This is a genomic window from Paraburkholderia fungorum, assembly GCF_900099835.1.
Taxonomy (GTDB): Bacteria; Pseudomonadota; Gammaproteobacteria; order Burkholderiales; family Burkholderiaceae; genus Paraburkholderia; species Paraburkholderia fungorum_A.
Map to the genome: position 1 here is coordinate 356,436 of NZ_FNKP01000001.1, position 23,566 is coordinate 380,001.

Sequence of the window (23,566 nt, forward strand, 5' to 3'; positions counted from 1 at the left end):
TGCCTGCGCAGTCTCGTTCGCGGTTCACTGGCCAAGGGCGACGGGCTGGTTTAGTACGCAGCGAAAGCCAACGTCGGACTTCGCGCTATCCGGCGCAAGGCCGCTACGGTCTATGACGAGATGAATCCGGCTATCGGTTGCGTAACGGATGCTTCGAAGCACACCATTAGCAGGGCCACGCGGATCATGCTGCGGGCTGTGGCTATAGTAGTTCTTGTCGAACCAGTCATATGTCCATTCCTTGCCGTAGCCGAACACGTCCGAGATACCCTGCCGGTTGTCTCCGTACGTTCCTACCGGGCGGCTGAAAGCCGGCTCCGGGCTTGTTCCTTTGCCCTTCGCGGTGATGATGTCGTCCATTTGCGTTACGTCGTACTTCCCATCGCTAACAGATACCTCGGTACTCGGAATCACCCACTTTTCGCCACGTGATCGAGCGGCATATTCCCATTGCGCTTCGGTCGGCAAATCGAGCGGCAAACCGGCAATCTTGCCGGCCCATTGACAGAAATCCCGCGACTGCTGCCATGTGACAAACGCGGCGGGGAAGTCAGGAAATCTGAATTGCAGGTCATAGGCCTCGTTGATACCGACGGGTGGCAGATGATTTGCACGTGTATAGAGATCGAAATCGGCAAACGTGACCCGGTGTTTCAGGATCGAATAGCTATCCACGGTAACGTTATGTGCCGGTGCGGCGCCTTCATTCGCCGAGTAGGGCAGTTTTTCCTTCGATAACTCCGGACCGAAATCTCCCATCAGGAATTCACCGCCATCGACGAAGACGAACTCCTTCCGGAGCCTGTTCTTGAGTGCTGTCAGTTCGTCGCCGCTGGGTGACGGCAGCGTTTTGAAATAGTTATCGAGAATACTAACGGTGTCATCGTACGGTTTCCCATGCCCCCAGTTCAGAACAAGACTGATGTGTTCCCAGACGCTCTTCGACGGCGACGGAGTAGTGATCTCGCGAATGAGACGTTCTTTGTCAGCAGGCGCATTCACGTCGACTTTGTCTGCGAAAGCGGCGTGCGAGATGAAGAGTGAGACAGTAGCCAACACCTTGAACGACTTTCCCCAGGCACGATTAGACAAGTGACTCATGCGGCAAAACTCCTTTGCTCTTTGTTAGACGGATTTTGCCGTTCAAGCCATCTGGGTGTCGGAACCGGCGGTTTGTGTCGGATTAAGCCAGGCGACATTTGTTCCTTCCTGCATTGCGTACGCCGGTGTGTCGTTAAACGCAAACCGGAAGCCAGGTGCCGGCGCGTCGCGCGGGCGATCCTCTAGCATAGCCAGTTGGTCCATTCCGATAATTTTCCCAATCTCGGCACGTGCATACGCAGGATCGCCCTGCTGGCTAAAATCCGGCGATGTTGACTGGTAGACGTTCTTTACCTCATTTTTTACCTGAGCAGCGGCAATAACCCGGCTAATTGCAGACGCCGCTTCCGTTCGAAGTTCGTCGAACTGATCACCAATTGACTTCAGCGCGTAGAGCAAGTAGCCCTTCACTTCCGCCAGGCTATTCAGCAACGAGTCGTGGGCGTTATGAATGGCCTCAATAAACTGCTTGGGCTTGGTACGTACAAACTCCTGCAATGCCATGACTATCTCGCGCTCCTGCTGGCCGACATAGTTTCCGATTTCCCGGCCCGTTACCAGGGCGAGCGTGCACATTGCACAGAATGTCTTGAACGCGGTGTCCGCGAAGTATTTCAGATTTTTGTCGCCTGCAAACGCAATCTGGGTCTTGGCCCACCACGCGAATTCGGCCATATAGACAACGTCGACCACGGCTTCGACTTCGCCTTTCAAGCCAACACCCACGCATAATCCCGCCTTCATCAGGATTCTGAACTTGCCGTCGTAAGTGATGTGAAATGCTGCCTGTGCTCCGGCCCCAGCCTGACCGCTTACACCAGGCTTAACGGATGCGAACGCCGTCCATTTGACCTTCTCTTCCGGACGTCGCCACTGGAAGGCGCCTTCGATCGACGCTTCAGCCTCGACACCGGCAAACGCCTTAAGGTCCGCGCCTATGTCTTCCTTAACCTCGACTTTGGTTACGTCAACCTTGGTCGCCTGCATCTGCGCGAGGTTTCTCTTAACGCGCGTCCCCTTCACTTGCTGAGTCTTGCCGTCCCGGCCCAGCTTGAATTCGACGCCACCCTCCGCAAGGAGACTCGCTCCGCACGATGCCTCAGCTTTCATCGTCGTCGATATGCGAAAGAATCCCAAGTTGGTGTCCGGTGTGTGCGACCATGAATAGCCGCCTGAGCTATCTTGAGTCGGCGCAGGAATCCACAGTTCGAGCCCGGCTTTCGATGGCAGGAAGAACATAGCTTTCAGATTGCCGTCCGCGAGGACAGCGCCTACTTCGCCCTTACCTTTCGCCGAAACCGCTACTTCCCCGCGGAGGTGTAGAGCGTCGTCAAAAGATTTGACGGTGCTTTCGGCGCTGGCGGTGGCTCCTGCCCCGGCGAAAAGCCGCAGTAATTGCGCTCCACCAGAAAATTCACTCATCGCCGCTGGATCGTCCGGGGACTTGAAGTTGGCGTTCTTGTTGAAAGCTGCTGTTAATTGGGGAGCCCAGTCACAACCAAAGGGCGATGTTTTCCATTCATGGTATTTGGTTTTCTTGAACGCCTCGTTGAGCTTTTCTGAAATCTTGTCGTGGTCGAGCTCATACTTGCCAGTCGTTGCGTTTTTGACGAGAAACGACTTGAGTTGAGGTTTATCAGAGTCGAGTTTGTATCGCCGGAAGTGGCTCGCGACCTTGGACGAGCGAACGTACGTAAAGCGCTGACCAACATAGCCATCCTTTCCGGACTTCATTTTTTTCAATGGAAGGAGTTCCCACACGCCGTCTTTGTTAAACGCCGGCGTTTCCTCCAATTCCTTGTGGACGGCTTCGGTCGCTGCCTCTTCCTTTTGAATGGCAGTCTTCAGGTTCGCCTCGAGCTGCGGCCGCAGAGACACATTGGATTGCTGATCAAGCCAGTTTGCATGCGCAATACCGAGTTGTTGGCGCGCTTCGATCAAACCCTCAGCAAGCTTGCTCATTAGAGCAATTTCCTCGGCCACCGGCCCGACAGACTCGACCGGGCATTCAAAAATTTCGGTGGTGTCGGGGTAGAAGAAGTAGAGGGGGGACTGCGTCGCCTTCGCATCCGCCGTGCTTCCTTCGTCACCGTTGGTACAGCTTAGCCCCGCGACTTTCTGGTCACTCATGATCTCAACTCACCCGTCGTGTTGTTGTCGGTTTTATGCCTGATCATCTTCATGGAACATTTTCAGATTCTGTTCCCTAGTGCCTGTGAAGACCCGCACCGTCTTACCTTCGGCGTCGGTAATGCCACGTGCCAGAATCTGACCGTCGCTACCCTCAATACGATACGGCGCGAGTGGCATTACATTGCCAGTCGTCTCGTCCTTGAGGACGAACTGTTGATCGTTGACGACAGACTTTGGCAGCGCGGGCGGCTGTCCGTCGTATCGTGTCGGTCCCGTGAACGAATGTTCCGAACCTTTGATGTCTATCTGGCCAGGTGCATGTACCTGAATGTTCCCGCCACTGATCCTGATATATGCGCCACCTGATGTGAGCAGGATTTCCTTTTCCGCACTGAGCTGGATCGCATCGGTTGATGATGAAATCTTGATGCCCTTGCTCGCCAGCAAATCGATACCATCGGTCTGAGCCTGAATTTCGAGCTTGCCCCGCGCCGCGATCAACTTCATACCGAGCTTGTACGCAAACAGACTAATCCTGTCGACGGCATTGGCGACGAGGCTTTTTCCGGTGGCGATATTCATATCGCTATTGGCCGACATTGTGGTGTTCTCACCGGCGTGAATGTGAACGCTCGTGGGCGTGGTAATCCCCACCCCTTTGGGCGAAGCAAGCAGCAGCACGGGATCACTAAAGCCGTTCGCCGTACCTGAGCCGCCTGAGGCATCCTGCCCCGGACTTGCAGTCCCCGCCGTCGCCCCGCCGTACCCGGATTGCGTGGCACTGGTGAAAGTCTTCAGCGAATCGATCGCTTGCATGTCGGCCGCGCCATGCTGTTTCGCCGTATCCGATGTGGCGCTCAATAGCTGCTGGCCAGCGGATAGCTGACTGCGTGCTTCGCTGGCGTCGAGCTGATCACCATTGGCGGCGGCCCGGCCAAAGGTGCTGATGTAGAGGCCCTTCTGCGAACGGATTGCCCCGTAGGCATCGGTGGCAAGTTCGAAGCCGGTCCCGCGGAACTGGCCGCGTTGGTTATCGCTCTGGGAGACGAGATAGCCTAGATTAAGCTGTGCCGCGGTCTGGGTGCTGTACAGCTGGACACGATTCTGAGCGGTCGTGTCGTCGAGAACGAGCTGGTTATAGCCGGACCCTTTGTGTTCTTTGGACTTATAGCCAGAGAGTTGGCCTTGGGTATGCCACTGCGGAGTACTCGCGCTGTTGTACACCCGCCCGGTGATCAGAGGGCGATCCGGGTCGCCATCCACATAGGTTATGACCACTTCCTGGCCGATACGTGGCGTAAACACACCGCCCCAGTTGTTGCCGGCATTCGGATAGGAAACGCGAACCCAACAGGAAGCTTTTTCATCACCACTGTTCAGCCGATCCCAATGCATGCGTACTTTCACGCGGTTTAGCTGATCAGTGAATACTTCCTCACCGGACGGCCCGACAACTGTGGCCGTTTGCGTCGGCATCACAGGCTTGCGATGATCGAATGGACTACGGAACGGCACGGTTCGACGTTGCGTTTCGACGGTCGCCATGAAAAAACCCGTGCTGCCGTCGCTCGGCTGGGTTGCGGCTGCAGGCTGGGCTGCCCCGAAGCTCGCACGCATCGCGTCCACCTTCGCTTGTAAGCTATGGGGAAACTCGACGCGGCTGCGCGATACCGGCAAATTATTCTCGATTACCCATTCGATCGACAGCACGGCAAATTGCCGCTCCTGTACATTGCCGCTGTCATGACCGGGATGGTCTGTTAGTTCAAACCATTGTCCCGCATCAAGCTGACGCAGCGCGCCTGTGCCGTGAAAACGCTTGGCGCGCGACTCCCATTCCTCCATCCGGATTTTGGATAATGCGTCGCCCCGGTCTTGCGTAAGATACGTATACGCGCCGGAATACTCGTAAATTTCAGCCTGTGACGGTAGTGATCCCTGATTCCCGATAGTAGGAATATTGGTGCCCTTTGCATAAAGCGGCGATTTATAGTCGAACGTGCTGGTTACGATCGAGGTGCTCTGCAAGGTTCTGGTCCCCGACCATTGGACCAGCGCATCGGCTTCGCTATTCGTGCCTGCGCGATAGAACTCGACCGTTTGTGGAGATGCTGGTTTGAAAGAGTCGAGATTATCGGTAACGACGAGTTTGTGCGATTGGCCGTCGTTAGACTGTTCAAAATAGCCGTACCAGCCCTCCGCCTCCATCAGCCGATTAACGAAATTCCAGTCATCTTCATATTGAACACAGAATGATCGCGGCTGCACCGGCTTGCTGAGTGCAAAACGAAAGGCACCTTGCGCTTGTGGATGCTGATTGAATACCTCAGTGATGATTTCGTCGACCGTAACATCCTGCCATATGCGCGCATCACGGCGGAACCGAAGAAAATGCAGCCAGCAGGCAAAACTGATCTGATAACTGGTGAGGCCTCCATCTGAACCTAATCGCCGAGCAGTATGAACAAATCCATGCATTGGACGATAAGATTTGTCTGTTTGCTGTAACCAAAGCGTAACGGGTTGCGCAATCAGTTGTTTTAATTCAATGTTTTCGTCTGCGGATGCTACGTCGATAGTAAACGAGTAATCGCGGCCCACCCGGCTGCTCCCAACTACCCGTTGCACCAGCACAGTATTGGAGCCGAGCGGCGTATCCAGTTTTACCAGACGCTCATTCTGGAAAATGCCCGAATGAATCTGATCGATTAAGTCAGCTGCCCCCATTTTTCTTGCGCTCCGTCGCTGTCGTTCTTTGTTTGTCGCCGACCGATTTTAAGTCTGATGATAAAAATGGTAAACAGTGTGCCTGGATATTTGCTTTTTTTAATTTGACGAACAAATTTTCGGAAATAAATTCTCAAATCAAAGTTTGAATTAAATCAGATTGCGAAATTTTTTCCGTAGTGAGCTATTTGATTGGTATTTTTAATGCAAAACGAATAACTCTCGTTGAGCGTAACTCGGACCTTGCTCAAAAAAAATAGACACGCGCATCAAACTAGCGTTTGTTACGCCACGAATGCTTCGGCAAAGTCATCTCATTTGGTTGGCAAATTAGCGAGGGCGCTTTTTTTCCTGGTCCAATTGGCCGGATTCAGACCCAAGCGACGCCGCACTCTTCCACAGCCCCGAAGGTTATCCACACCCCCCTCTGGATAACTTTTGTACAAGCCCCCTGGCAGCTTGTGGGCGAAACTTTGATAACAACGCCGGTTAACCAGGTCATCAAAAAGTTGTCCCTGGCTCCGTGTTCCTATCCGCGTTAACTCCGCAGGCTTATGGTTTACGCAGCCCCTTGATACGTAAACGAAGTTCCAAGTTATCCACAGCCAGAGGCGAGGCTTGTTAACTATTACTACGTATACGTATACAAAGAATATAAAAACCAGAGAAGCAGGCAGAGCACCTGCATCACAAGCGCGCATCAAGCATGCAGACCGGCAACGTAAACGTCATCCGTAAACATCGGACCACGTATACCCAGCCCATCAAACCCGTCACTTCAACGGTAAACATATCTCCGTCACCAGATCCGCCGGCGCCGTGTCCTTCGGACTATTCAAATACTCTTCAAACACCGGCGCATCCGCCGCTTCACGACCGGACTGCACAAGCCACGTTCCATACAACCACTCATACGCTGCCCGCATATCGCTATAAGGACCTTTGTGCCGCAACACCGCATATTCCCCGCCTCGCACGGAAGTCGCCAAAACCGGCGCTTTCGCCGTCACCGCCGCCAACACCCGCTGCGGCAACAAAACCCCTGCCTTCGACCGCAACGCATTTTCATCAACCACACCGGGATCATCTAGATAAATCCCGATCATCCGCATTTCCGCCTCCAGCAGATTATGTCGGGCCAGCCAGCCGAACAAAGCATCAAACGCCTTGCCGATCTGCATATACGGTCCAATGTGATCCACCGTTAAAAGCGTAAACGGCTCGACAGAACGGATATCCACTTCGCGCATCGTCATTTGATCGTCTCCTGAGAGTGCCGGACGGAACCGGCTATGCGTACCTCGCTTGCGATACTGCGCCGGCGGCACGCCGAACACCGCACGAAAAGTACGGGAAAAAGACTGCAGACTGCTGTAACCGGAGCGCTCGGCAATCTCGGCAATCGACATCGAACCGTTCGCCAGATGTCCCGCCGCGTGATGCAACCTCAGCCGGCGCACAGTCGTGGCGACCGTCTCGCCATACATCGCCTGATAAATCCGATGCCAGTGATACGGCGACAAACACGCGATTTCCGCCAGATGATCGATGTCGAGCGGCTCATCGAGATGATCGTAAATATGGTCGAGCACACGTGCCAACCGCGTTTCATAGCGGGCCCGGCTACTGGAATCATCCATGACAGAGCGGAGAGGAATAACGAAAACCAAAAGTACCACGTCCCCGTTTACCAAATCCTGCGGAGTTAACCCGCTACCGAATCCGCGTAAACGCGATAACAGTGACCCGGTAAACAAACGCCATCCACCGCAAAACTTTGCCGAATTTCGATAACACCCTCGAATAATGGCTCCCTACCATCGGCTGAAGCCTGTCTGTCAGCCCACGCGTAAACGTCGCGAACCGACGCTACGCACCAACGCCAACCTCGGGAGCCTCCGATGAAACCAGAGTCCAGCAGTCAGCCCATCGGCAAAATCGTGCATCACGAGCTCAAGCAGACGCTTGGCACATGGCAGTTATGGGGTATTGCAGTCGGCCTCGTCATCTCGGGCGAATACTTCGGCTGGAGCTATGGCTGGGCGAGTGCGGGCACCCTCGGCTTCGTTATCACGGCGATCTTCATTGCCGCGATGTACACGACCTTCATCTTCAGTTTTACCGAACTCACCACGTCGATCCCACACGCAGGCGGCCCGTTCGCGTACGCGCGCCAGGCGTTCGGCCCGACCGGCGGCTATCTCGCGGGCGCCGCGACGCTCGTCGAATTCGTGTTCGCGCCACCGGCGATCGCGCTCGCCATCGGCGCCTATCTGCACGTGCAATTCCCCGGCCTCGAACCGAAGCACGCGGCAATGGGCGCGTATCTCGTCTTCATGGCGTTGAACATCGTCGGCGTGCAGATTGCCGCGGCGTTCGAGTTGTGCGTGACGTTGCTCGCGATTTTCGAACTACTGGTTTTTATGGGCGTCGTGTCGCCTGGTTTCCGCTGGTCGAACTTCACAACCGGTGGCTGGTCGGGCGCGAATACCTTCAGCATGGGTTCGTTCCACGGCATGTTCGCGGCGATTCCGTTCGCCATCTGGTTTTTCCTCGCGATCGAAGGTGTCGCGATGGCCGCCGAAGAAGCCAAAAATCCGAAGCGCTCGATTCCGATCGCCTATGTCACCGGCATTCTGACGCTGGTCGTGCTCGCCATTGGCGTGATGGTGTTTGCCGGCGCGGCTGGCGACTGGACCAAGCTCTCGAACATCAACGACCCGCTGCCGCAAGCAATGAAATTCATCGTCGGCGAACATAGCGGGTGGATGCATATGCTCGTGTGGCTCGGCCTGTTTGGTCTCGTCGCGTCGTTTCACGGCATCATCCTCGGCTATTCGCGACAGATCTTCGCGCTGGCTCGTGCGGGTTATCTGCCGGAGTGGCTTTCGAAGGTGCATCCGCGTTTCAAGACGCCGCATCGCGCGATTCTCGCGGGCGGCGTGGTCGGCATTGCCGCGATTTATAGCGATGAGTTGATCCAGTTCGGCGGCCAGACGCTGACGGCGAACATCGTGACGATGTCGGTTTTTGGCGCTATCGTGATGTATATCATCAGCATGTTGTCGCTGTTCAAGCTGCGCCGTACTGCGCCGAACATGGAGCGTCCGTTCCGCGCGCCGCTGTTTCCGTTGTTTCCGGCGTTCGCGCTGGTGGCCGCGGTGATCTGTCTGGCGACGATGGTCTACTTCAATTTTCTGGTGGCGATCGTGTTTGCAATCTTTCTCGCGCTGGGCTACGTCTACTTCCTCGCGACGCGCCATCAACGCGATGCGGCGCCGTCGGATGCATTGCTGGAAGAGTGACATAGCGGATCGAGCCGCTGCGCGAGCAGCGGCGATGGAGTCGTAATCATGAGCTACACCGAGTCGATCGGCAGTCGAACGTACCGGTTTGCCGATCTGAAAACGCTGATGGCGAAAGCCAGTCCGCAACGTTCCGGCGACCAGCTCGCGGGCGTCGCGGCAGCCAGCGAAGAAGAACGGGTCGCTGCAAAAATGTCGCTGGCGCAGGTGCCGTTGCGCACGTTCCTTAACGAGGCGCTGATCCCGTACGAAAGCGACGAGGTCACGCGTCTCGTGATCGACGGGCACTCGCCGCAAGCGTTCGCCGAGATCGCGCATCTCACGGTCGGCGATTTTCGCAACTGGCTGCTGAGCAGCACGACCGATGCCGACGCGCTCACGCGCATCGCTGCCGGGCTCACGCCGGAGATGGTCGCGGCGGTGTCGAAGCTGATGCGCAATCAGGATCTGATCGCGGCTGCGCGCAAGCGTCCGGTGATCACGCGGTTTCGCAACACGGTCGGTTTGCCCGGCCGCATGTCGGTGCGTCTGCAACCGAATCATCCGACCGACGACGTCAAAGGCATCGCTGCATCGATGCTCGACGGTCTGATGTACGGCTGCGGCGACGCGATGATCGGCATCAACCCGGCCAGCGACAATCTCGCGGCCATCACGAAGCTGCTGGTGATGATCGACGACTTCCGTCAGCGCTACCAGGTGCCGACGCAATCGTGCGTTCTCACGCACGTCACCAATACGATTGCGGCAATCGAGAAGGGCGCGCCGGTCGATCTGGTGTTTCAATCGATCGCGGGAACGGAGAAAGCGAACGCAGGCTTCGGCATTTCGCTCGCTCTGTTGCAGGAGGCGTACGAAGCGGGCTTATCGCTGAAACGAGGGACTGTCGGCAACAATCTGATGTACTTCGAAACGGGGCAGGGCAGTGCGTTGTCTGCAGACGCGCATTTCGGCGTCGATCAGCAAACGTGCGAAGTGCGCGCGTATGCCGTCGCGCGCAAGTTCAATCCGTTTCTGGTCAACACAGTGGTCGGCTTTATCGGACCCGAGTACCTGTACGACGGCAAGCAGATCACGCGCGCAGGTCTCGAAGATCACTTCTGCGGCAAGCTGCTCGGCGTGCCGATGGGTTGCGATATCTGCTACACCAACCATGCCGAAGCGGATCAGGACGACATGGACAACCTGCTCACGTTGCTCGGCGTAGCAGGCATCAATTTCATCATGGGCATTCCGGGCGCGGACGACGTGATGCTCAACTATCAAAGCACGTCGTTCCACGACGCGCTTTATGTGCGCGACGTTCTCGGTTTACGCCGTGCGCCGGAATTCGAAGAATGGCTTGAGTCGATGCAGATCACCGACGCGCGCGGCGCGTTGCTGAGCGCATCGCCGCAACAGCCGCTGCTCGAAGGCGCACGCGACTGGATGGGAATTGCATGAGCGACTTCCTCGAAAAGAATCCGTGGAATGCGTTGCGGCAGTTCACTAATGCACGCATTGCATTGGGCCGCGCGGGCAGCAGTTTGCCGACTGCGCCGTTGCTGGCGTTCAACCTGTCGCATGCGCAGGCGCGCGACGCCGTGCATCATCCTCTAGATACCGGGGCGTTGCATCAGCAGTTGCGGGAACAGGGCTTCACGTCGCTGGACGCGCATAGCGCAGCGCCGGATCGCGAGCACTACCTGAGGCGTCCCGATCTGGGTCGCCGTTTATCGGAGGAGAGTCGTGCAGAACTTGTGCAGGTCGCTGCAGAACCGAGCGACGTAGTGTTCGTCATCGGCGATGGTCTGTCGGCGTTCGCTGCGTCAAAGCAATCCATTCCGCTACTACAGGCCGTATGCCCGCAATTGAAGGATTGGAAGATCGGGCCCGTAGTCGTCGCGCGTCAGGCGCGGGTCGCGTTAGGCGATGAAATCGGAGAATTGCTGAACGCAAAATTGGTGGTGATGCTGATCGGCGAGCGGCCAGGTTTAAGTTCGCCCGATAGCCTCGGCATCTACCTGACTTACGCGCCAAAGGTAGGTTGCAGCGACGCGCAACGCAATTGCATATCGAACGTGCGTCCCGAAGGACTCGACTATCCGTTGGCCGCGCACAAGCTGCACTACCTGCTGACCAACGGCCGACGCCTCGGGCTCACCGGCGTCGGTCTGAAAGACGACAGCGACGCGCAGCAGCTTGCAGGCACAAGCACCGCGCCCGCCGTGAGTGACGACTCAAATCCGGGCGCAGCGTAATACACCGTCGCATACCTTCGATTACGCGTCCGCTTTCTCCACAGGATGCGTTTCGAGCCACGCGTTCTCGTCGTCTTCGAACAACCTGGAGCGCGTCAAAAACCGCAGACCGCTGGGACGCTCCAACGAAAACATCCCGCCATTTCCCGGCACCGCGTCGATGATCAACTGCGTGTGCTGCCAGTACTCGAATTGCGATTCGCTCATGTAAAACGGCACGCCAGCAATGAAGCCGAGTTTCACGTCGGAGCCACCGACCATGAACTCGTTCTTCGGAAACATCATCGGGGCGCTGCCGTCGCAGCATCCACCGGATTGATGGAATATCACGTCCCCATGTTCGGCGCGTAATTTGTCGATCAACTCGATGGCGGCAGGCGTCGCGATTACGCGCGCGACTTTCTTTTCATCGGTCATCACATGCCCTCGCTGAAAAAGAGCGGGCCGCGTCATGCGGCCCGCCCGAACCGACTCGTTAATGCAGGGTTACATCAGGACGACTTTCAGAAAAACCCGAGCGGCTTGTCGCTATAGCTGACCAGCAGGTTCTTGGTCTGCTGATAGTGGTCGAGCATCATCTTGTGATTTTCACGTCCGATGCCCGACTGCTTGTAGCCGCCAAACGCCGCATGCGCCGGATACGCGTGATAGCAATTGGTCCATACGCGGCCAGCCTGAACTTCACGGCCGAAGCGATACGCGCGCGTGCCGTCGCGAGTCCACACGCCGGCGCCCAGGCCGTACAGCGTGTCGTTGGCGATTTCGAGTGCTTCTTCTTCGTTCTTGAAAGTCGTCACCGACACGACTGGCCCGAAGATTTCCTCCTGGAAAATGCGCATCTTGTTGTGGCCGCGGAACACGGTCGGCTTCACGTAGTAGCCTTTGCTCAACTCGCCGTCGAGCGTATTGCGTTCACCGCCAATCAGACATTCGGCGCCTTCCTGTTTGCCGAGATCGACATACGAGAGGATTTTTTCAAGCTGTTCCTGCGACGCCTGCGCGCCGATCATCGTCTTGCTGTCGAGCGGATGCCCTTGCGTAATCGCGGCGACGCGCTTCAGCGCACGTTCCATGAAGCGGTCGTAGATCTTTTCTTCGATCAGCACGCGCGACGGACACGTGCACACTTCGCCCTGGTTCAGCGCAAACATCGTGAAGCCTTCGAGCGCCTTGTCGAAGAAGCTGTCGTCTTCGTTCATCACGTCGGCAAAGAAAATGTTCGGGCTCTTGCCGCCGAGTTCGAGCGTCACCGGAATGATGTTCTGGCTCGCGTACTGCATGATCAGACGGCCCGTCGTGGTCTCGCCGGTAAACGCGATCTTGGCGATGCGTTTGTTCGACGCGAGCGGCTTACCTGCTTCGAGACCGAAGCCGTTCACCACGTTGATCACGCCGGGAGGCAGCAGGTCGTGTATCAGTTCGAGCAATACGAGGATCGACGCGGGTGTTTGTTCCGCTGGCTTGAGCACGACGCAATTGCCGGCTGCGAGTGCGGGTGCAAGCTTCCACACGGCCATCAGAATCGGGAAATTCCAGGGGATGATCTGGCCGACCACGCCTAGCGGCTCATGAAAGTGATACGCGACGGTGTCGTGATCGATCTCGGAGATACCGCCTTCCTGCGCACGCACGGCGCCGGCGAAATAGCGGAAGTGATCGATGGCGAGCGGAATGTCGGCGGCCATCGTTTCGCGCAGCGGCTTGCCGTTGTCAATCGTTTCGGCGACCGCGATGCGTTGCAGGTTCGCTTCCATCCGGTCGGCGATGCGGTTCAGGATGTTCGCGCGCTCTGCGACGGACGTTTTGCCCCACGCTACTTTCGCTTTGTGCGCGGCGTCGAGTGCGAGTTCGATATCGGCTTCACGCGAACGGGGAATCGACGTGAACGGCTCGCCGGTAATCGGCGACACATTGTCGAAGTACTCGCCGCCCACCGGCTTGACCCATTCGCCGCCGATGAAATTCGCATACTGCTTCTTGTACGGGAATTCGGTGGTCAGAAACTGCATCTCTGCATGATTCATCTGTGTGCTCCTCACATGTTTGAATGGGCTATATACGGCGAGATATTTCGCTCGACCGTGACCGGCTAGAGCTAGAAGCGTGCCAATGCACCGCACTAGTGATCCGTGCACGTGGAGAAGGCACATTTGTGCAATTGCGCGCATCGTCGTGTTCAATCCCTTGGCGATGGTGCGCTGCGTTTCTGAGCAATCTGGGAAAGGGTGTTCAGGAATTGAGCAGGGCGCGGCGAGTGTGGTGGCATTTCAAACAGGAAAGGCTGCGAGCGGGTTCGGCATGGGAATTGCCTTCTATTGCGGCTTGTTATTCCCTTTCTGCGCCCATCTCGTATGACGATTGATGCCCGAGACGATCGCCTGACACATTCCGCGCCGAGCCCGCAACCAAGCTTCTGCGTGCAGACACACGTCGCCTACGACGCCGACGAGCAGGCGCGCAATCTTCACGGCTGGAACCAGACTTACGACCAGTTGACCGCGGGCTGCTTCGTCGGCGGTCTGACGGAGCTGTGCGTCGACGATATGCAGGTGTTCGTCGAAACGACGAGCCACACGCTGCGGCAAACCTGTGAGGTGCAGAAAGACGCGTACTGGTTCGGCATTCCGACCTGCCCGTTGGGCACGGGCCGAATCGATGCGCAAATTATTTCCGCCGACGCTCTGGCGTTTCGTCCGGGCGGCGTCGAGTTCGAACTACTGACGTCCGCGGGGTATGAGATTTTCGGCGTGGTGGTAACGGGTGAAGCATTGCGTCGTTATGCAGCGGATATCGAGGGCGTGAGCCTCGACGAGCATCTGCCGAACGCGCAGGTCGTGTCGATCGGTGCGGAGCGCAAGGAGCAGTTGTGCGCGTCGCTGCGCCAGTTGCTAGGTGGCGGTGCGGCGAGCGATGCGCCTTTGACTTCAACGGCGCGTAGCAACTTGCAGGCATCGGTACTGGCGTCGCTGTTCGACGTCGGCGCGTTGTCGGCGTGCGAAGGCGTTGCGATGCCCGCACGTCCGCGTCGTCAGTCTATTGTTTGGGAGGCGCGCGACTATGTGCTAGCCAATCGGGACCGCGCGATCAACGTGCCCGAATTGTGCGAACGGCTGCACGTGAGCCGTCGAACCTTGCAGTACTGCTTTCAGGACGTGCTCAACATGGCGCCGGCCACGTATCTGCGCGCGATCCGTTTGAATGGCGCGCGCCGCGATCTGTCGAATGCCGCGCGCGAATCGCGCTCCGTGCAGGACGTGGCGGCGGCGTGGGGCTTCTGGCATCTGAGCCAGTTTGCAACCGATTATCGGAAGATGTTCGGCGTGCGGCCTTCGGAGACGTTGAAGGCGGCGGCGGGTCGTCTGGCTGAATTCGCTCACTAGCCGCGCGTGGCGCAGCTAGCAGGCGAGCATTAAAACGGTCACACCGGAATCGCTGCGCAATTCATTTGCGCAGCAAACGCAAGCCATTACCGACGACCAGCAAGCTCGCGCCGACATCGGCGAATACTGCCATCCACATCGTGCCGAGACCCATCAGCGTCAGCACGAGAAACACGCTCTTGATGCCGAGCGCCAATGCGATGTTCTGCACCAGCACCGCATGCGTCGCCTTCGATAAACGGATGAACGACGGAATCTTGCGCAGGTCGTCGTCCATCAACGCGACGTCGGCGGTTTCGATAGCGGTGTCGGTGCCCATCGCGCCCATCGCGAAGCCGATGTCGGCGCGTGCCAACGCGGGGGCGTCGTTGATGCCGTCGCCGACCATGCCCACGGTCGCGCCATTCGCTGACCACTGCGCGACCGCGTTCAACTTGTCTTCCGGCAACTGATTGCCGCGCGCTTCGTCGATGCCGACCTGTTGCGCGATGGCGGTTGCGGTGTGCGGGTTATCGCCGGTGAGCATGGCCGTGCTCACACCGAGCCGTTGCAACTCGGCAATCGCAGCGCGGCTCGTTTCCTTCACCGTGTCGGCGACGGCGAACAGCGCGAGCACGTGTTCGGCGTCGGCCAGCATCACGACAGTTTTGCCCCGCTGTTCGAGCGAATCGAGACGCGCTTCGAGCGACGCGGAACAGCGCCCCAATTCTTCGATCAGCCGATGATTGCCGAGCCAATACGATGTGCCTTCGATCTCGCCACGCACGCCGCGTCCGGCGAGTGCTTCGAAAGCATCGACCGGGAGTTGGCCGACGTTTTCGGCTTTAGCCGCTACAGCAATCGCCATCGACACCGGATGATCCGAACGCCCGGCGAGACTCGCGGCGAGCGTACGATAACGAAGCGCGTCGCCTTCAATCTTTGCAACGGCGATCAACTCGAACTCTGTCTGCACCGGCTTGCCGTGCGTGAGCGTGCCGGTTTTATCGAGCGCGAGGCGGGTCAGCTTGCGGCCTTGCTCCAGATAAGCGCCGCCCTTGATCAGAATGCCCTTGCGCGCGGCCGCAGCCAGCCCGCTGACGATTGTCACGGGCGTTGAGATCACCAGCGCGCACGGACACGCGATCACCAGCATCACCAGCGCCTTGTAGACCCACTCGTGCCACAGTCCGCCGAATAGCAGCGGCGGCACGACCGCGACCGCAAGCGCGATCGCGAACACGATCGGCGTATAGACCCGCGCGAATTGATCGACGAAACGTTGCGTGGGGGCCTTGGTGCCCTGCGCCTCTTCGACGGCGTGGATGATCCGCGCAAGCGTCGTGTTGCTCGCCGCAGCCGTAACGCGGTAGTCGAGCGAACCCGCCTGGTTGATCGTGCCGGCGAACACCGCGTCGCCTACCGTTTTGTCGACCGGCAGGCTTTCACCGGTGATCGGCGCCTGATCCACGCTCGAACGGCCCGCGATTATTTCCCCATCCAAAGCGATCCGCTCGCCCGGTTTCACGCGAACCACTGCGCCCAATCCGATCGCGGCGAGATCGGTGAGCTGCCAGCCGCCGTCGGGTTGCTGCACGCTGGCCTGTTCGGGCGTGAGCTGCATCAATCCCTGGATCGCGTTGCGGGCGCGGTCGAGCGACTTCGCCTCGATCAGTTCGGCGACCGTGAAGAGCACCATCACCATCGCGGCTTCCGGCCATTGACGCAGGATCAGCGCGCCAGTGACGGCAATGCTCATCAGCGCGTTGATGTTCAGATTGCCGTTGCGGATCGCGAGCCAGCCCTTGCGGTACGTCGTGAGGCCGCAGGAGGCGATTGCGAGGATCGCAAGCAGCGCAGACACCCAGGCGGGTGCGCCGAGCCAGCCAGCAGCCTCTGACGCCGCCGCAGCGACGCCAGCGAGCGCAAGCGGCCACCAAGGTTTGACGGGCGCTTGCGGAATGGCGGCCGATTGGCCGTCCTGACCGGCATCCGCGAGTTCGGGCGTGAAGTCGAGCGAACGGAGCGCGGCGAGGATCGTGTCGAGCGCGTCGGGTGCGTGGACGACGGTCAGCACGCGCTGCATCAGGTTGAAGTCCATGCTGCGAACTTGCGGCATGCGGCTGAATTTCTTGCGGATCAGCGCTTCTTCGGTCGGGCAATCCATCTGCATGATGCGGATGGCGGTACGCATATCGCTGCCGACGGCTTCGGAGCGCGGCAGGCGCACGGGTGTGACGATGGCAGGCGCGGCGGCGCAGCAGGCTGCGTCGTCGTGGCTGTGCGCGTGATCAGGTCCGCCGCCATGGTCGTGATTACACCCATGCCCGGCTTCGTGCCCGTGATCGTGCCCCGACTCCGGCTCATGCGCATGCTCGTGCGCATGGTGCCCGCAGCCGCCCACATCCTGTTCCAAAGCCTCCGCAGCCGTGCCCGCGGGCTTTTCGCGGGCTTCCAGACGCTCTTCTTCGGGATGGCTAACGTGACGCATAGTGGCTTCCTGGGTCGATTTGTGGTCTAGTAAACACCTTGAAGCCACTACAAGGTCAAGGTCGCCTTCAAGACCATCACCCGGAGGGCTCATGAAAATCGGCGAACTGGCGAAAATCGCCCATTGCACGACCGAAACCATCCGTTTCTACGAAAAAGAGGGCCTGTTGCCCGAAGCGGAGCGTACCGAGGCCAATTACCGCAGTTACTCGGCGAAACACGTCGAACGGCTGCGATTCATCCGTAATTGCCGCGCGCTCGACATGACTCACGACGAAATCCGCGCTTTGCTGCGTCTGACCGACGCACCGGCAAACGGCTGCGGCGGCATCAACGCGCTGATCGAAGAACACATCGCGCACGTCGACACCCGCATCAACGAACTGAAGCAGCTGAAAACGCAGCTCACCACGCTGCGCGAGCAATGCCACGGCGAACAGAGCGTCGAAGACTGCGGCATCGTGCACGGTCTGACCGACATGGATGTCAGCGCGCCGCGGGTGCGGCACACGCATCTGGGTTGAAAAAGCTTCCCGTAGTCCGGCAGCAGTGACCTTATTTATGGCCGGGCGGTTCATCGCCGACCCGCCCGATCAACCATCGAATCAAGCTGGAGAATCAACGTGTTTACCTGCAGAAATCAGTCCTGCGACGCGCAGTGGGAAATGTCGGACGTCGTCATCAAGAACGAAGGACAAGGGCTCCTGTTCCGTTGCCCGATGTGCGGCGCGCGCAATTACGTCGAACGCTTCGAAGGCGAAGACGGCGAGGTGCTGTACGAGCAGCTCGAAGGCCGTCCCGCCGACGGTCCGATGGCCGAATAATCCGCAGCCTTCGTTGCCTCAGCCGCTTAGCCCATATCGAGCCATCATCTTATGAACAGTCCCACTCCCGCCGGCGCGCCGTTTAGCGAACTGGCGCTGCCGCCCGCGACTCTCGCGAATCTGTCGCAACTCGGCTATGTCGAAATGACGCCGATTCAGGCGGCGAGCTTGCCGATCGCGCTCGCCGGCCACGATCTGATCGCCCAGGCGAAAACCGGCAGCGGCAAGACCGCGGCGTTTTCACTGGCACTGCTCGCGCGTCTCGACGTGCGCAACTTCGCTGTTCAGGCGATGGTGCTGTGCCCGACGCGCGAACTCGCCGATCAGGTCACTCAGGAAATCCGCCGCCTCGCGCGCGCGGAAGAAAACGTCAAGGTGCTGACGCTGTGCGGCGGCACACCGATGCGTCCGCAAACCGCGAGCCTCGAACACGGCGCGCACATCGTGGTCGGCACGCCGGGCCGCATCATGGATCACCTCGAGCGCGGCAGCTTGCCGCTGCAATCGCTGAACACGCTGGTGCTCGACGAAGCCGACCGCATGCTCGACATGGGTTTCTTCGACGACATCGCGACGGTGGTCAAACAGTGTCCGAAAGAACGTCAGACGCTGCTGTTCTCGGCGACGTACCCGGAAGGTATCGTCAAACTGAGCCAGCAGTTTTTGCGCAACCCGAAGGAAGTGAAGCTCGCCGAGCGGCACGACAACACCAAGATCCGTCAGCGCTTCTATGAAGTCGAAGAAGACGGCCGCCTGCATGCGGTTGGATTGCTGCTGAATCACTACCGTCCGGTGAGCACGCTCGCGTTCTGCAACACCAAGCAGCAGTGCCGCGATCTGCTCGACGTGCTGCGCGCGCAGGGTTTTCACGCGCTCGCGCTGCATGGCGAACTGGATCAGCGTGAACGCGATCAGGTGCTGATCCAGTTCGCAAACCGTAGCTGCTCGGTGCTGGTCGCGACCGACGTCGCCGCGCGCGGTCTCGACATCGCGCAACTCGAAGCCGTGATCAATGTCGACGTGACGCCGGACCCGGAAGTGCACGTGCACCGGATCGGCCGCACGGGCCGCGCCGATCAGGAAGGCTGGGCGCTGAGCCTCGCGAGCATGAACGAAATGGGCCGCGTCGGCAGTCTCGAGCAGGCGCAGAAGCGTGAAGTCGAATGGCACAAGCTGTCCGAACTCACGGCGGCGAGCAACGAGCGCCTGCTTCCGCCCATGGAGACGCTGCAGATTCTCGGCGGCCGCAAGGAAAAGATCCGTCCCGGCGACGTACTCGGCGCGCTGACCGGCGACGCGGGTTTTGCCGGTTCGCAGATCGGCAAGATCAACGTGACCGAGATGTCGACCTATGTGGCCGTGGAGCGCAGCATCGCGCGCGAAGCAGTGCGCAAGCTCAGCGCCGGCAAGGTGAAGGGCAAGAAGGTCAGAGTCCGCCTGATGGACGACGCCTGACACTTGACGCTTGACAAGAGCCGGCTGCACTGCCGTAGCCGGCCCTTCATACCGCTTCGTGCATCACATTACGTCATACCTCTGCTGTTCTCCGCGTACTTCGCGCGACCTTGTTTCTCCCCCCAAAGCCCGATCTGAGTAGCGTTGTCCGCAATGGCGCGTCTTTACGCGAGCCATGACATAAACGCATGCCGCGCATGACAAAGTTTCGATTGTGAGCGTTCTTTGGCTGATGCCTAATCACTCCACCGGGATGGATCGCCGCGCCGTTGGCCGTCCGCGAATCCCCTGCTGGATGGAGAAAGGGAGAAAGCCTTATGCAGAGCGCCACGCAAGCCCGCTCGAAACTGCCCGATGTGGGTACGACGATTTTTACCGTGATTGGTCAACTGGCCGCGCAACATGACGCGCTGAACCTGTCGCAAGGCGCGCCGAATTTCGCGCCGGACGCGAAGCTGGTCGACGGTGTCGCTCAGGCCATGCGCGACGGTCACAATCAGTACTCGCCGATGGCCGGCATCATGGCGTTGCGCGAAGCGCTCGCCGACAAAGTCGAGACGCTGTACGGCGTGCGCTACGACCCAGCTAGCGAAGTGACCGTGATCGCCAGCGCGAGCGAAGGGCTGTATTCGACGATCAGCGCGTTAGTGCATCCCGGCGACGAAGTGATCTACTTCGAACCTTCGTTCGATAGCTACGGCCCGATCGTCCGTTTGCAGGGCGCGACGCCGGTGGCGATCAAACTCTCGCTGAGCGATTTTCGCGTGAACTGGGACGAGGTCGCGGCCGCGATCACGCCGAAGACGCGCATGATCATCATCAACACGCCGCACAATCCGACCGCGACCGTGTTCAGCGAAGACGATATTGCGCGGCTCAAAGCGATCACGCGGAACACCGATATCGTGATTCTCGCCGACGAAGTTTACGAGCACGTGGTGTTCGACGGCGCGAAGCATCAGAGCATGGCATGCCATTCCGAACTCGCTGAACGGAGCGTGATCGTGTCGTCGTTCGGCAAGTCGTATCACGTCACGGGCTGGCGTGTGGGTTACTGCCTCGCGCCCGCTGCATTGATGGACGAGATTCGCAAAGTCCATCAATTCATGGTGTTTTCCGCCGATACCCCGATGCAGTACGCGTTCGTCGATGCATTGGCCAATCGCGAAAGCTATCTCGGGCTTTCCGCGTTTTATCAGCAGAAGCGGGATTTGCTCGCGCATGCATTGCGCGAGTCGCGCTTCGAGTTGTTGCCGAGCGAAGGCAGTTTCTTCATGCTCGCGCGTTTTCGCGGCTTCTCCGACGAGAGCGATAGCGATTTCGTGCTGCGCCTGATTCGCGATGCGCGTGTCGCGACGATTCCTTTGTCGGCGTTTTATAGTGACGGCACCGATTCCGGTCTGATCCGCCTGAGCTTCTCGAAGGACGACGCGACGTTGATCGAAGGTGCGCGGCGTTTGTGCGAGATCTGATCGCTGCGTCGTGGCGTCAATTGCTTTTTCAGCGTGGGCGCCGAGAACACAATCGTAGAGAAAAAGGGACCTGTTTATGAAGTTGCTCAAGCCGCTATTGGCATTGGCCTGCGCATTTGCATCGTTCGCCACCGCATCCGCCGCGAGCGCTGCCGACACCTCGACGCTACGTTTCGGGCTCGAAGCGCAGTATCCGCCGTTTGAGTCAAAGGGCGCGAACGGTCAATTGCAGGGGCTCGATATCGACGTCGGCAATGCGGTCTGCGCCGCTGCGCATATGACGTGCAAGTGGGTCGAAACCTCATTCGACGGTTTGATTCCGGCGCTGCAAGGCCGCAAGTTCGACGCAATCAATTCGGCGATGAACGCGACCGAACAGCGTCGCCAGGCGATTGATTTCACCACGGTCGTGTATCGCGTACCGTCGCAGTTGATCGCACGGCGCGACAGCGGCCTGCTGCCGACGACTGCATCGCTCAAGGGCAAACGCGTGGGCGTGTTGCAGGGATCGATTCAGGAAACCTTCGCGAAAACGCATTGGGAATCGGCGGCCGTCACCATCGTCCCGTATCAGGATCAGAACCAGGTTTATACCGATCTCCAGGCCGGCCGCCTCGATGCCACGCTCGTTCTCGCGCCCGCAGGACAAACGGGTTTTCTGTCGAAGCCCGACGGCAAGGACTATGCATTTGTCGGCCAGCCGGTGCGCGACGACAAGATTCTCGGCAGCGGTATCGCGTACGGAATTCGCAAGGGCGATACGGCGCTGCGTAATCAGTTGAATGCGGCGATCGCGAAAGTGCAGGCCGACGGCACCGTGAAAACGCTGGCGGCGAAGTATCTCGGCGATATCGACGTGAGCGCCAAATAAGCTCATACGCGTGTGCTTGTTGACGATGCATTTGACGGCTAGGATACGTAGGCTTCGCTACGGCGAGGTCTACGTAACAACCGGAGAGCGCGTAAATGAGCGACGCAGCGACAACGGCAACACCAGCCGCAACTCACGCGAACAATGCTTCGGCGCCGAAGTTCTGGCGCAGTGACGCACTGCCGTTCATCGAAGCGCGTTCCATCGAAGATGGCCGCTCAGTCTGCTACGCCAGGCACTCGCACGAAACGTTTTCGATCGGCGCTGTTATCGGCGGACGCAGCGTCTATGTGAATCGTCACGCACATGAGTGGATCGGCGCGGGTGCTGTCGTCATGATGAATCCCGACGACGTGCACGCATGCAATCCCGTCGCCGACGAGCGCTGGTCGTATCTGATGCTGCATGTCGATGTAGCGTGGCTCACGAAACTGCAACACGAACTGGGGTTCAGCGAGAATCACGCGTTTCGCGCGTTTTCTCAAACCATGTCGCTGGACCCGACGTTATTCGATGGCTTGAGCAAGCTACACGCGATTCTCGTCGACGCCGACGCTGAGTCGCTGCGCAAGCAAGGCGCGGCGATTACATTCTTCTCGGAAGTGCAGCAGAAACTGAATCCCGCGTCGTCGAAGCCGTATTACGACGCAAGCCATCAACTCACGCGAGCCGCAGAATTCATCGCTGAAAACTGCACGCAGGCGCTAAAACTCGAAGACGTTTGCAAGGCCGCGGATTTGTCCGCGTCGCATCTGATTCGTGCTTTCAAACAACGCTACGGAATGACGCCGCACGCGTATCTGATCAACCGCCGTATTCAATACAGCCGCGCGCAACTCAGACGCGGCCGTCTGATCGCCGACGTCGCGCTTGACGCCGGTTTCGCCGATCAGGCGCATTTGCAGCGCACGTTCAAACGGCTGGTTGCTGCGACGCCAGGGCAGTATCGCAGTTGATCACGCGATCAGCAGATACAACGCGCTCGCCGCGAGCAGCGCTGCCATCACGCGATTGAATAGCTGCACCCGTTTCGGGTCTTGCAAGTATTTGCGCAGAAACGTGCCGGCATAAGCCCAGCTCGCAATCGATAAATAGCAGACCACGAAATACACCACCGCGAATTGCCAGACGAGGCCGCCGTCGCCTCCGGCTGCATACGCACCCATGCCGGCTAGCGACGCAAGCCATGCCTTCGGATTCAGCCATTGCATCGCTGCGCCATAAGCGAAGGAGGGTCCGCGGGACGGTTTGTCGGCGCCGAGTTGACCGTTGTCGACGGCGAGTTTGTAGGCCATGTAAAGCAGAAACGCGACGCCCGCCCATTTGACCGTGTCGATCAGATTCGGAAAATAGAGAAGCAACTCGTGCAGACCGAGTCCGATGAGCAGAAGCAATACCGTGAAGCCAACCGTTGCGCCGCTGACGTGCCGCATGCTCGCGGCGAGCCCGTGCTGCGCACCCGCGCTCAGTGCGACGACATTCACCGGGCCCGGTGTGATCGAACTGGCCAGCGCGAACGCGGCCATGGAAAGTAAAACGGTCATCTGATGCCTCGATACGTAAGCGCGCAGGAATGGCGACGCTCAACG

General features: G+C 58.7%; 18 protein-coding genes. 10 read left to right on the forward strand and 8 right to left on the reverse strand.

The window, feature by feature from the left end; genetic code table 11:
- Nucleotides 1-24: 24 nt before the first annotated feature.
- From BLS41_RS01630 to BLS41_RS01645, 4 genes are all read right to left on the reverse strand, one after another.
- Nucleotides 25-1,101, reverse strand: coding sequence for a formylglycine-generating enzyme family protein (locus BLS41_RS01630; RefSeq protein WP_074762640.1), 1,077 nt, complete (start codon nt 1,099-1,101; stop codon nt 25-27).
- Between the two features lie 42 nt (nt 1,102-1,143).
- The gene (locus BLS41_RS01635) at nt 1,144-3,231 is read right to left on the reverse strand and encodes a hypothetical protein (protein WP_074762641.1); all 2,088 of its coding nucleotides are present in this window, start codon (nt 3,229-3,231) and stop codon (nt 1,144-1,146) included.
- Nucleotides 3,232-3,264: 33 nt separating this feature from the next.
- Nucleotides 3,265-5,961 carry a type VI secretion system Vgr family protein gene (locus tag BLS41_RS01640; protein WP_074762642.1) on the reverse strand — a complete coding sequence of 899 codons (2,697 nt, stop codon included), beginning with the start codon at nt 5,959-5,961 and terminating at the stop codon, nt 3,265-3,267.
- Between the two features lie 773 nt (nt 5,962-6,734).
- On the reverse strand, nt 6,735-7,601 hold the full coding sequence (locus BLS41_RS01645; RefSeq protein WP_074762643.1) for an AraC family transcriptional regulator: 867 nt from the start codon (nt 7,599-7,601) through the stop codon (nt 6,735-6,737).
- Nucleotides 7,602-7,862: 261 nt separating this feature from the next.
- Between BLS41_RS01645 and eat the strand changes: the two genes are divergently transcribed.
- From eat to eutC, 3 genes are read left to right on the forward strand one after another with little or no spacing between them, the layout of a single operon-like run.
- Nucleotides 7,863-9,266 (forward strand): ethanolamine permease, encoded by a 1,404-nt coding sequence (gene eat, locus BLS41_RS01650; RefSeq protein WP_074762644.1) that lies wholly within the window; start codon nt 7,863-7,865, stop codon nt 9,264-9,266.
- A gap of 48 nt (nt 9,267-9,314) precedes the next feature.
- Nucleotides 9,315-10,709 carry an ethanolamine ammonia-lyase subunit EutB gene (locus tag BLS41_RS01655; protein WP_074762645.1) on the forward strand — a complete coding sequence of 465 codons (1,395 nt, stop codon included), beginning with the start codon at nt 9,315-9,317 and terminating at the stop codon, nt 10,707-10,709.
- Complete coding sequence (eutC, locus tag BLS41_RS01660) at nt 10,706-11,506, forward strand: ethanolamine ammonia-lyase subunit EutC (protein WP_074762646.1); 801 nt, start codon at nt 10,706-10,708, stop codon at nt 11,504-11,506. Before BLS41_RS01655 ends, eutC begins: the two co-directional genes overlap by 4 nt.
- Before the next feature lie 21 nt (nt 11,507-11,527).
- Here eutC and BLS41_RS01665 read toward each other — a convergent pair whose 3' ends face one another.
- Both BLS41_RS01665 and adh read right to left on the reverse strand, forming a co-directional pair.
- Complete coding sequence (locus BLS41_RS01665; protein WP_074762647.1) at nt 11,528-11,923, reverse strand: DUF779 domain-containing protein; 396 nt, start codon at nt 11,921-11,923, stop codon at nt 11,528-11,530.
- Between the two features lie 86 nt (nt 11,924-12,009).
- The gene (gene adh, locus BLS41_RS01670) at nt 12,010-13,530 is read right to left on the reverse strand and encodes an aldehyde dehydrogenase (RefSeq protein ID WP_074762648.1); all 1,521 of its coding nucleotides are present in this window, start codon (nt 13,528-13,530) and stop codon (nt 12,010-12,012) included.
- Between the two features lie 327 nt (nt 13,531-13,857).
- On the opposite strand from adh, the gene BLS41_RS01675 reads away from it, so the two are divergent.
- Nucleotides 13,858-14,886, forward strand: coding sequence for a helix-turn-helix domain-containing protein (locus tag BLS41_RS01675; RefSeq protein ID WP_074762649.1), 1,029 nt, complete (start codon nt 13,858-13,860; stop codon nt 14,884-14,886).
- A gap of 61 nt (nt 14,887-14,947) precedes the next feature.
- Here the strand turns inward: BLS41_RS01675 and BLS41_RS01680 are convergent, their stop codons facing one another.
- Nucleotides 14,948-17,356, reverse strand: a complete 2,409-nt coding sequence (locus tag BLS41_RS01680; protein ID WP_253189601.1) for a heavy metal translocating P-type ATPase — start codon at nt 17,354-17,356, stop codon at nt 14,948-14,950.
- A gap of 91 nt (nt 17,357-17,447) precedes the next feature.
- Here BLS41_RS01680 and cadR point away from each other — a divergent pair, with 91 nt between their 5' ends.
- From cadR to BLS41_RS01715, 6 genes are all read left to right on the forward strand, one after another.
- Entirely contained in the window at nt 17,448-17,879 is a 432-nt protein-coding gene (gene cadR, locus BLS41_RS01690) for a Cd(II)/Pb(II)-responsive transcriptional regulator (protein WP_074762652.1), read from the forward strand.
- Between the two features lie 99 nt (nt 17,880-17,978).
- A complete protein-coding gene (locus tag BLS41_RS01695) occupies nt 17,979-18,179 on the forward strand; it encodes a hypothetical protein (protein WP_074762653.1) in 201 nt (66 codons plus the stop codon).
- A 51-nt stretch (nt 18,180-18,230) separates the two neighbouring features.
- Nucleotides 18,231-19,634 (forward strand): ATP-dependent RNA helicase DbpA, encoded by a 1,404-nt coding sequence (dbpA, locus tag BLS41_RS01700; protein ID WP_074762654.1) that lies wholly within the window; start codon nt 18,231-18,233, stop codon nt 19,632-19,634.
- 317 nt (nt 19,635-19,951) lie between these two features.
- Nucleotides 19,952-21,106, forward strand: a complete 1,155-nt coding sequence (locus BLS41_RS01705; RefSeq protein ID WP_074762655.1) for a pyridoxal phosphate-dependent aminotransferase — start codon at nt 19,952-19,954, stop codon at nt 21,104-21,106.
- A gap of 76 nt (nt 21,107-21,182) precedes the next feature.
- The gene (locus BLS41_RS01710; RefSeq protein WP_074762656.1) at nt 21,183-21,977 is read left to right on the forward strand and encodes an ABC transporter substrate-binding protein; all 795 of its coding nucleotides are present in this window, start codon (nt 21,183-21,185) and stop codon (nt 21,975-21,977) included.
- A gap of 95 nt (nt 21,978-22,072) precedes the next feature.
- Nucleotides 22,073-22,933, forward strand: a complete 861-nt coding sequence (locus BLS41_RS01715; protein WP_074762657.1) for a helix-turn-helix transcriptional regulator — start codon at nt 22,073-22,075, stop codon at nt 22,931-22,933.
- Here BLS41_RS01715 and BLS41_RS01720 read toward each other — a convergent pair whose 3' ends face one another.
- On the reverse strand, nt 22,934-23,521 hold the full coding sequence (locus tag BLS41_RS01720; RefSeq protein ID WP_074762658.1) for a LysE family translocator: 588 nt from the start codon (nt 23,519-23,521) through the stop codon (nt 22,934-22,936).
- Nucleotides 23,522-23,566: the final 45 nt, after the last annotated feature.

Bases quoted from the DNA above. Each gene is read 5' to 3' on its own strand.
- cadR (WP_074762652.1), top strand. From the start codon at position 17,448: ATGAAAATCGGCGAACTGGCGAAAATCGCCCATTGCACGACCGAAACC.
- eat (WP_074762644.1), top strand. From the start codon at position 7,863: ATGAAACCAGAGTCCAGCAGTCAGCCCATCGGCAAAATCGTGCATCAC.
- BLS41_RS01675 (WP_074762649.1), top strand. From the start codon at position 13,858: ATGACGATTGATGCCCGAGACGATCGCCTGACACATTCCGCGCCGAGC.
- BLS41_RS01710 (WP_074762656.1), top strand. From the start codon at position 21,183: ATGAAGTTGCTCAAGCCGCTATTGGCATTGGCCTGCGCATTTGCATCG.
- BLS41_RS01645 (WP_074762643.1), bottom strand. From the start codon at position 7,601: ATGGATGATTCCAGTAGCCGGGCCCGCTATGAAACGCGGTTGGCACGT.
- BLS41_RS01720 (WP_074762658.1), bottom strand. From the start codon at position 23,521: ATGACCGTTTTACTTTCCATGGCCGCGTTCGCGCTGGCCAGTTCGATC.
- BLS41_RS01715 (WP_074762657.1), top strand. From the start codon at position 22,073: ATGAGCGACGCAGCGACAACGGCAACACCAGCCGCAACTCACGCGAAC.
- BLS41_RS01665 (WP_074762647.1), bottom strand. From the start codon at position 11,923: ATGACCGATGAAAAGAAAGTCGCGCGCGTAATCGCGACGCCTGCCGCC.
- BLS41_RS01655 (WP_074762645.1), top strand. From the start codon at position 9,315: ATGAGCTACACCGAGTCGATCGGCAGTCGAACGTACCGGTTTGCCGAT.
- BLS41_RS01640 (WP_074762642.1), bottom strand. From the start codon at position 5,961: ATGGGGGCAGCTGACTTAATCGATCAGATTCATTCGGGCATTTTCCAG.
- dbpA (WP_074762654.1), top strand. From the start codon at position 18,231: ATGAACAGTCCCACTCCCGCCGGCGCGCCGTTTAGCGAACTGGCGCTG.
- adh (WP_074762648.1), bottom strand. From the start codon at position 13,530: ATGAATCATGCAGAGATGCAGTTTCTGACCACCGAATTCCCGTACAAG.
- BLS41_RS01680 (WP_253189601.1), bottom strand. From the start codon at position 17,356: ATGCGTCACGTTAGCCATCCCGAAGAAGAGCGTCTGGAAGCCCGCGAA.
- BLS41_RS01630 (WP_074762640.1), bottom strand. From the start codon at position 1,101: ATGAGTCACTTGTCTAATCGTGCCTGGGGAAAGTCGTTCAAGGTGTTG.
- BLS41_RS01705 (WP_074762655.1), top strand. From the start codon at position 19,952: ATGCAGAGCGCCACGCAAGCCCGCTCGAAACTGCCCGATGTGGGTACG.
- eutC (WP_074762646.1), top strand. From the start codon at position 10,706: ATGAGCGACTTCCTCGAAAAGAATCCGTGGAATGCGTTGCGGCAGTTC.
- BLS41_RS01635 (WP_074762641.1), bottom strand. From the start codon at position 3,231: ATGAGTGACCAGAAAGTCGCGGGGCTAAGCTGTACCAACGGTGACGAA.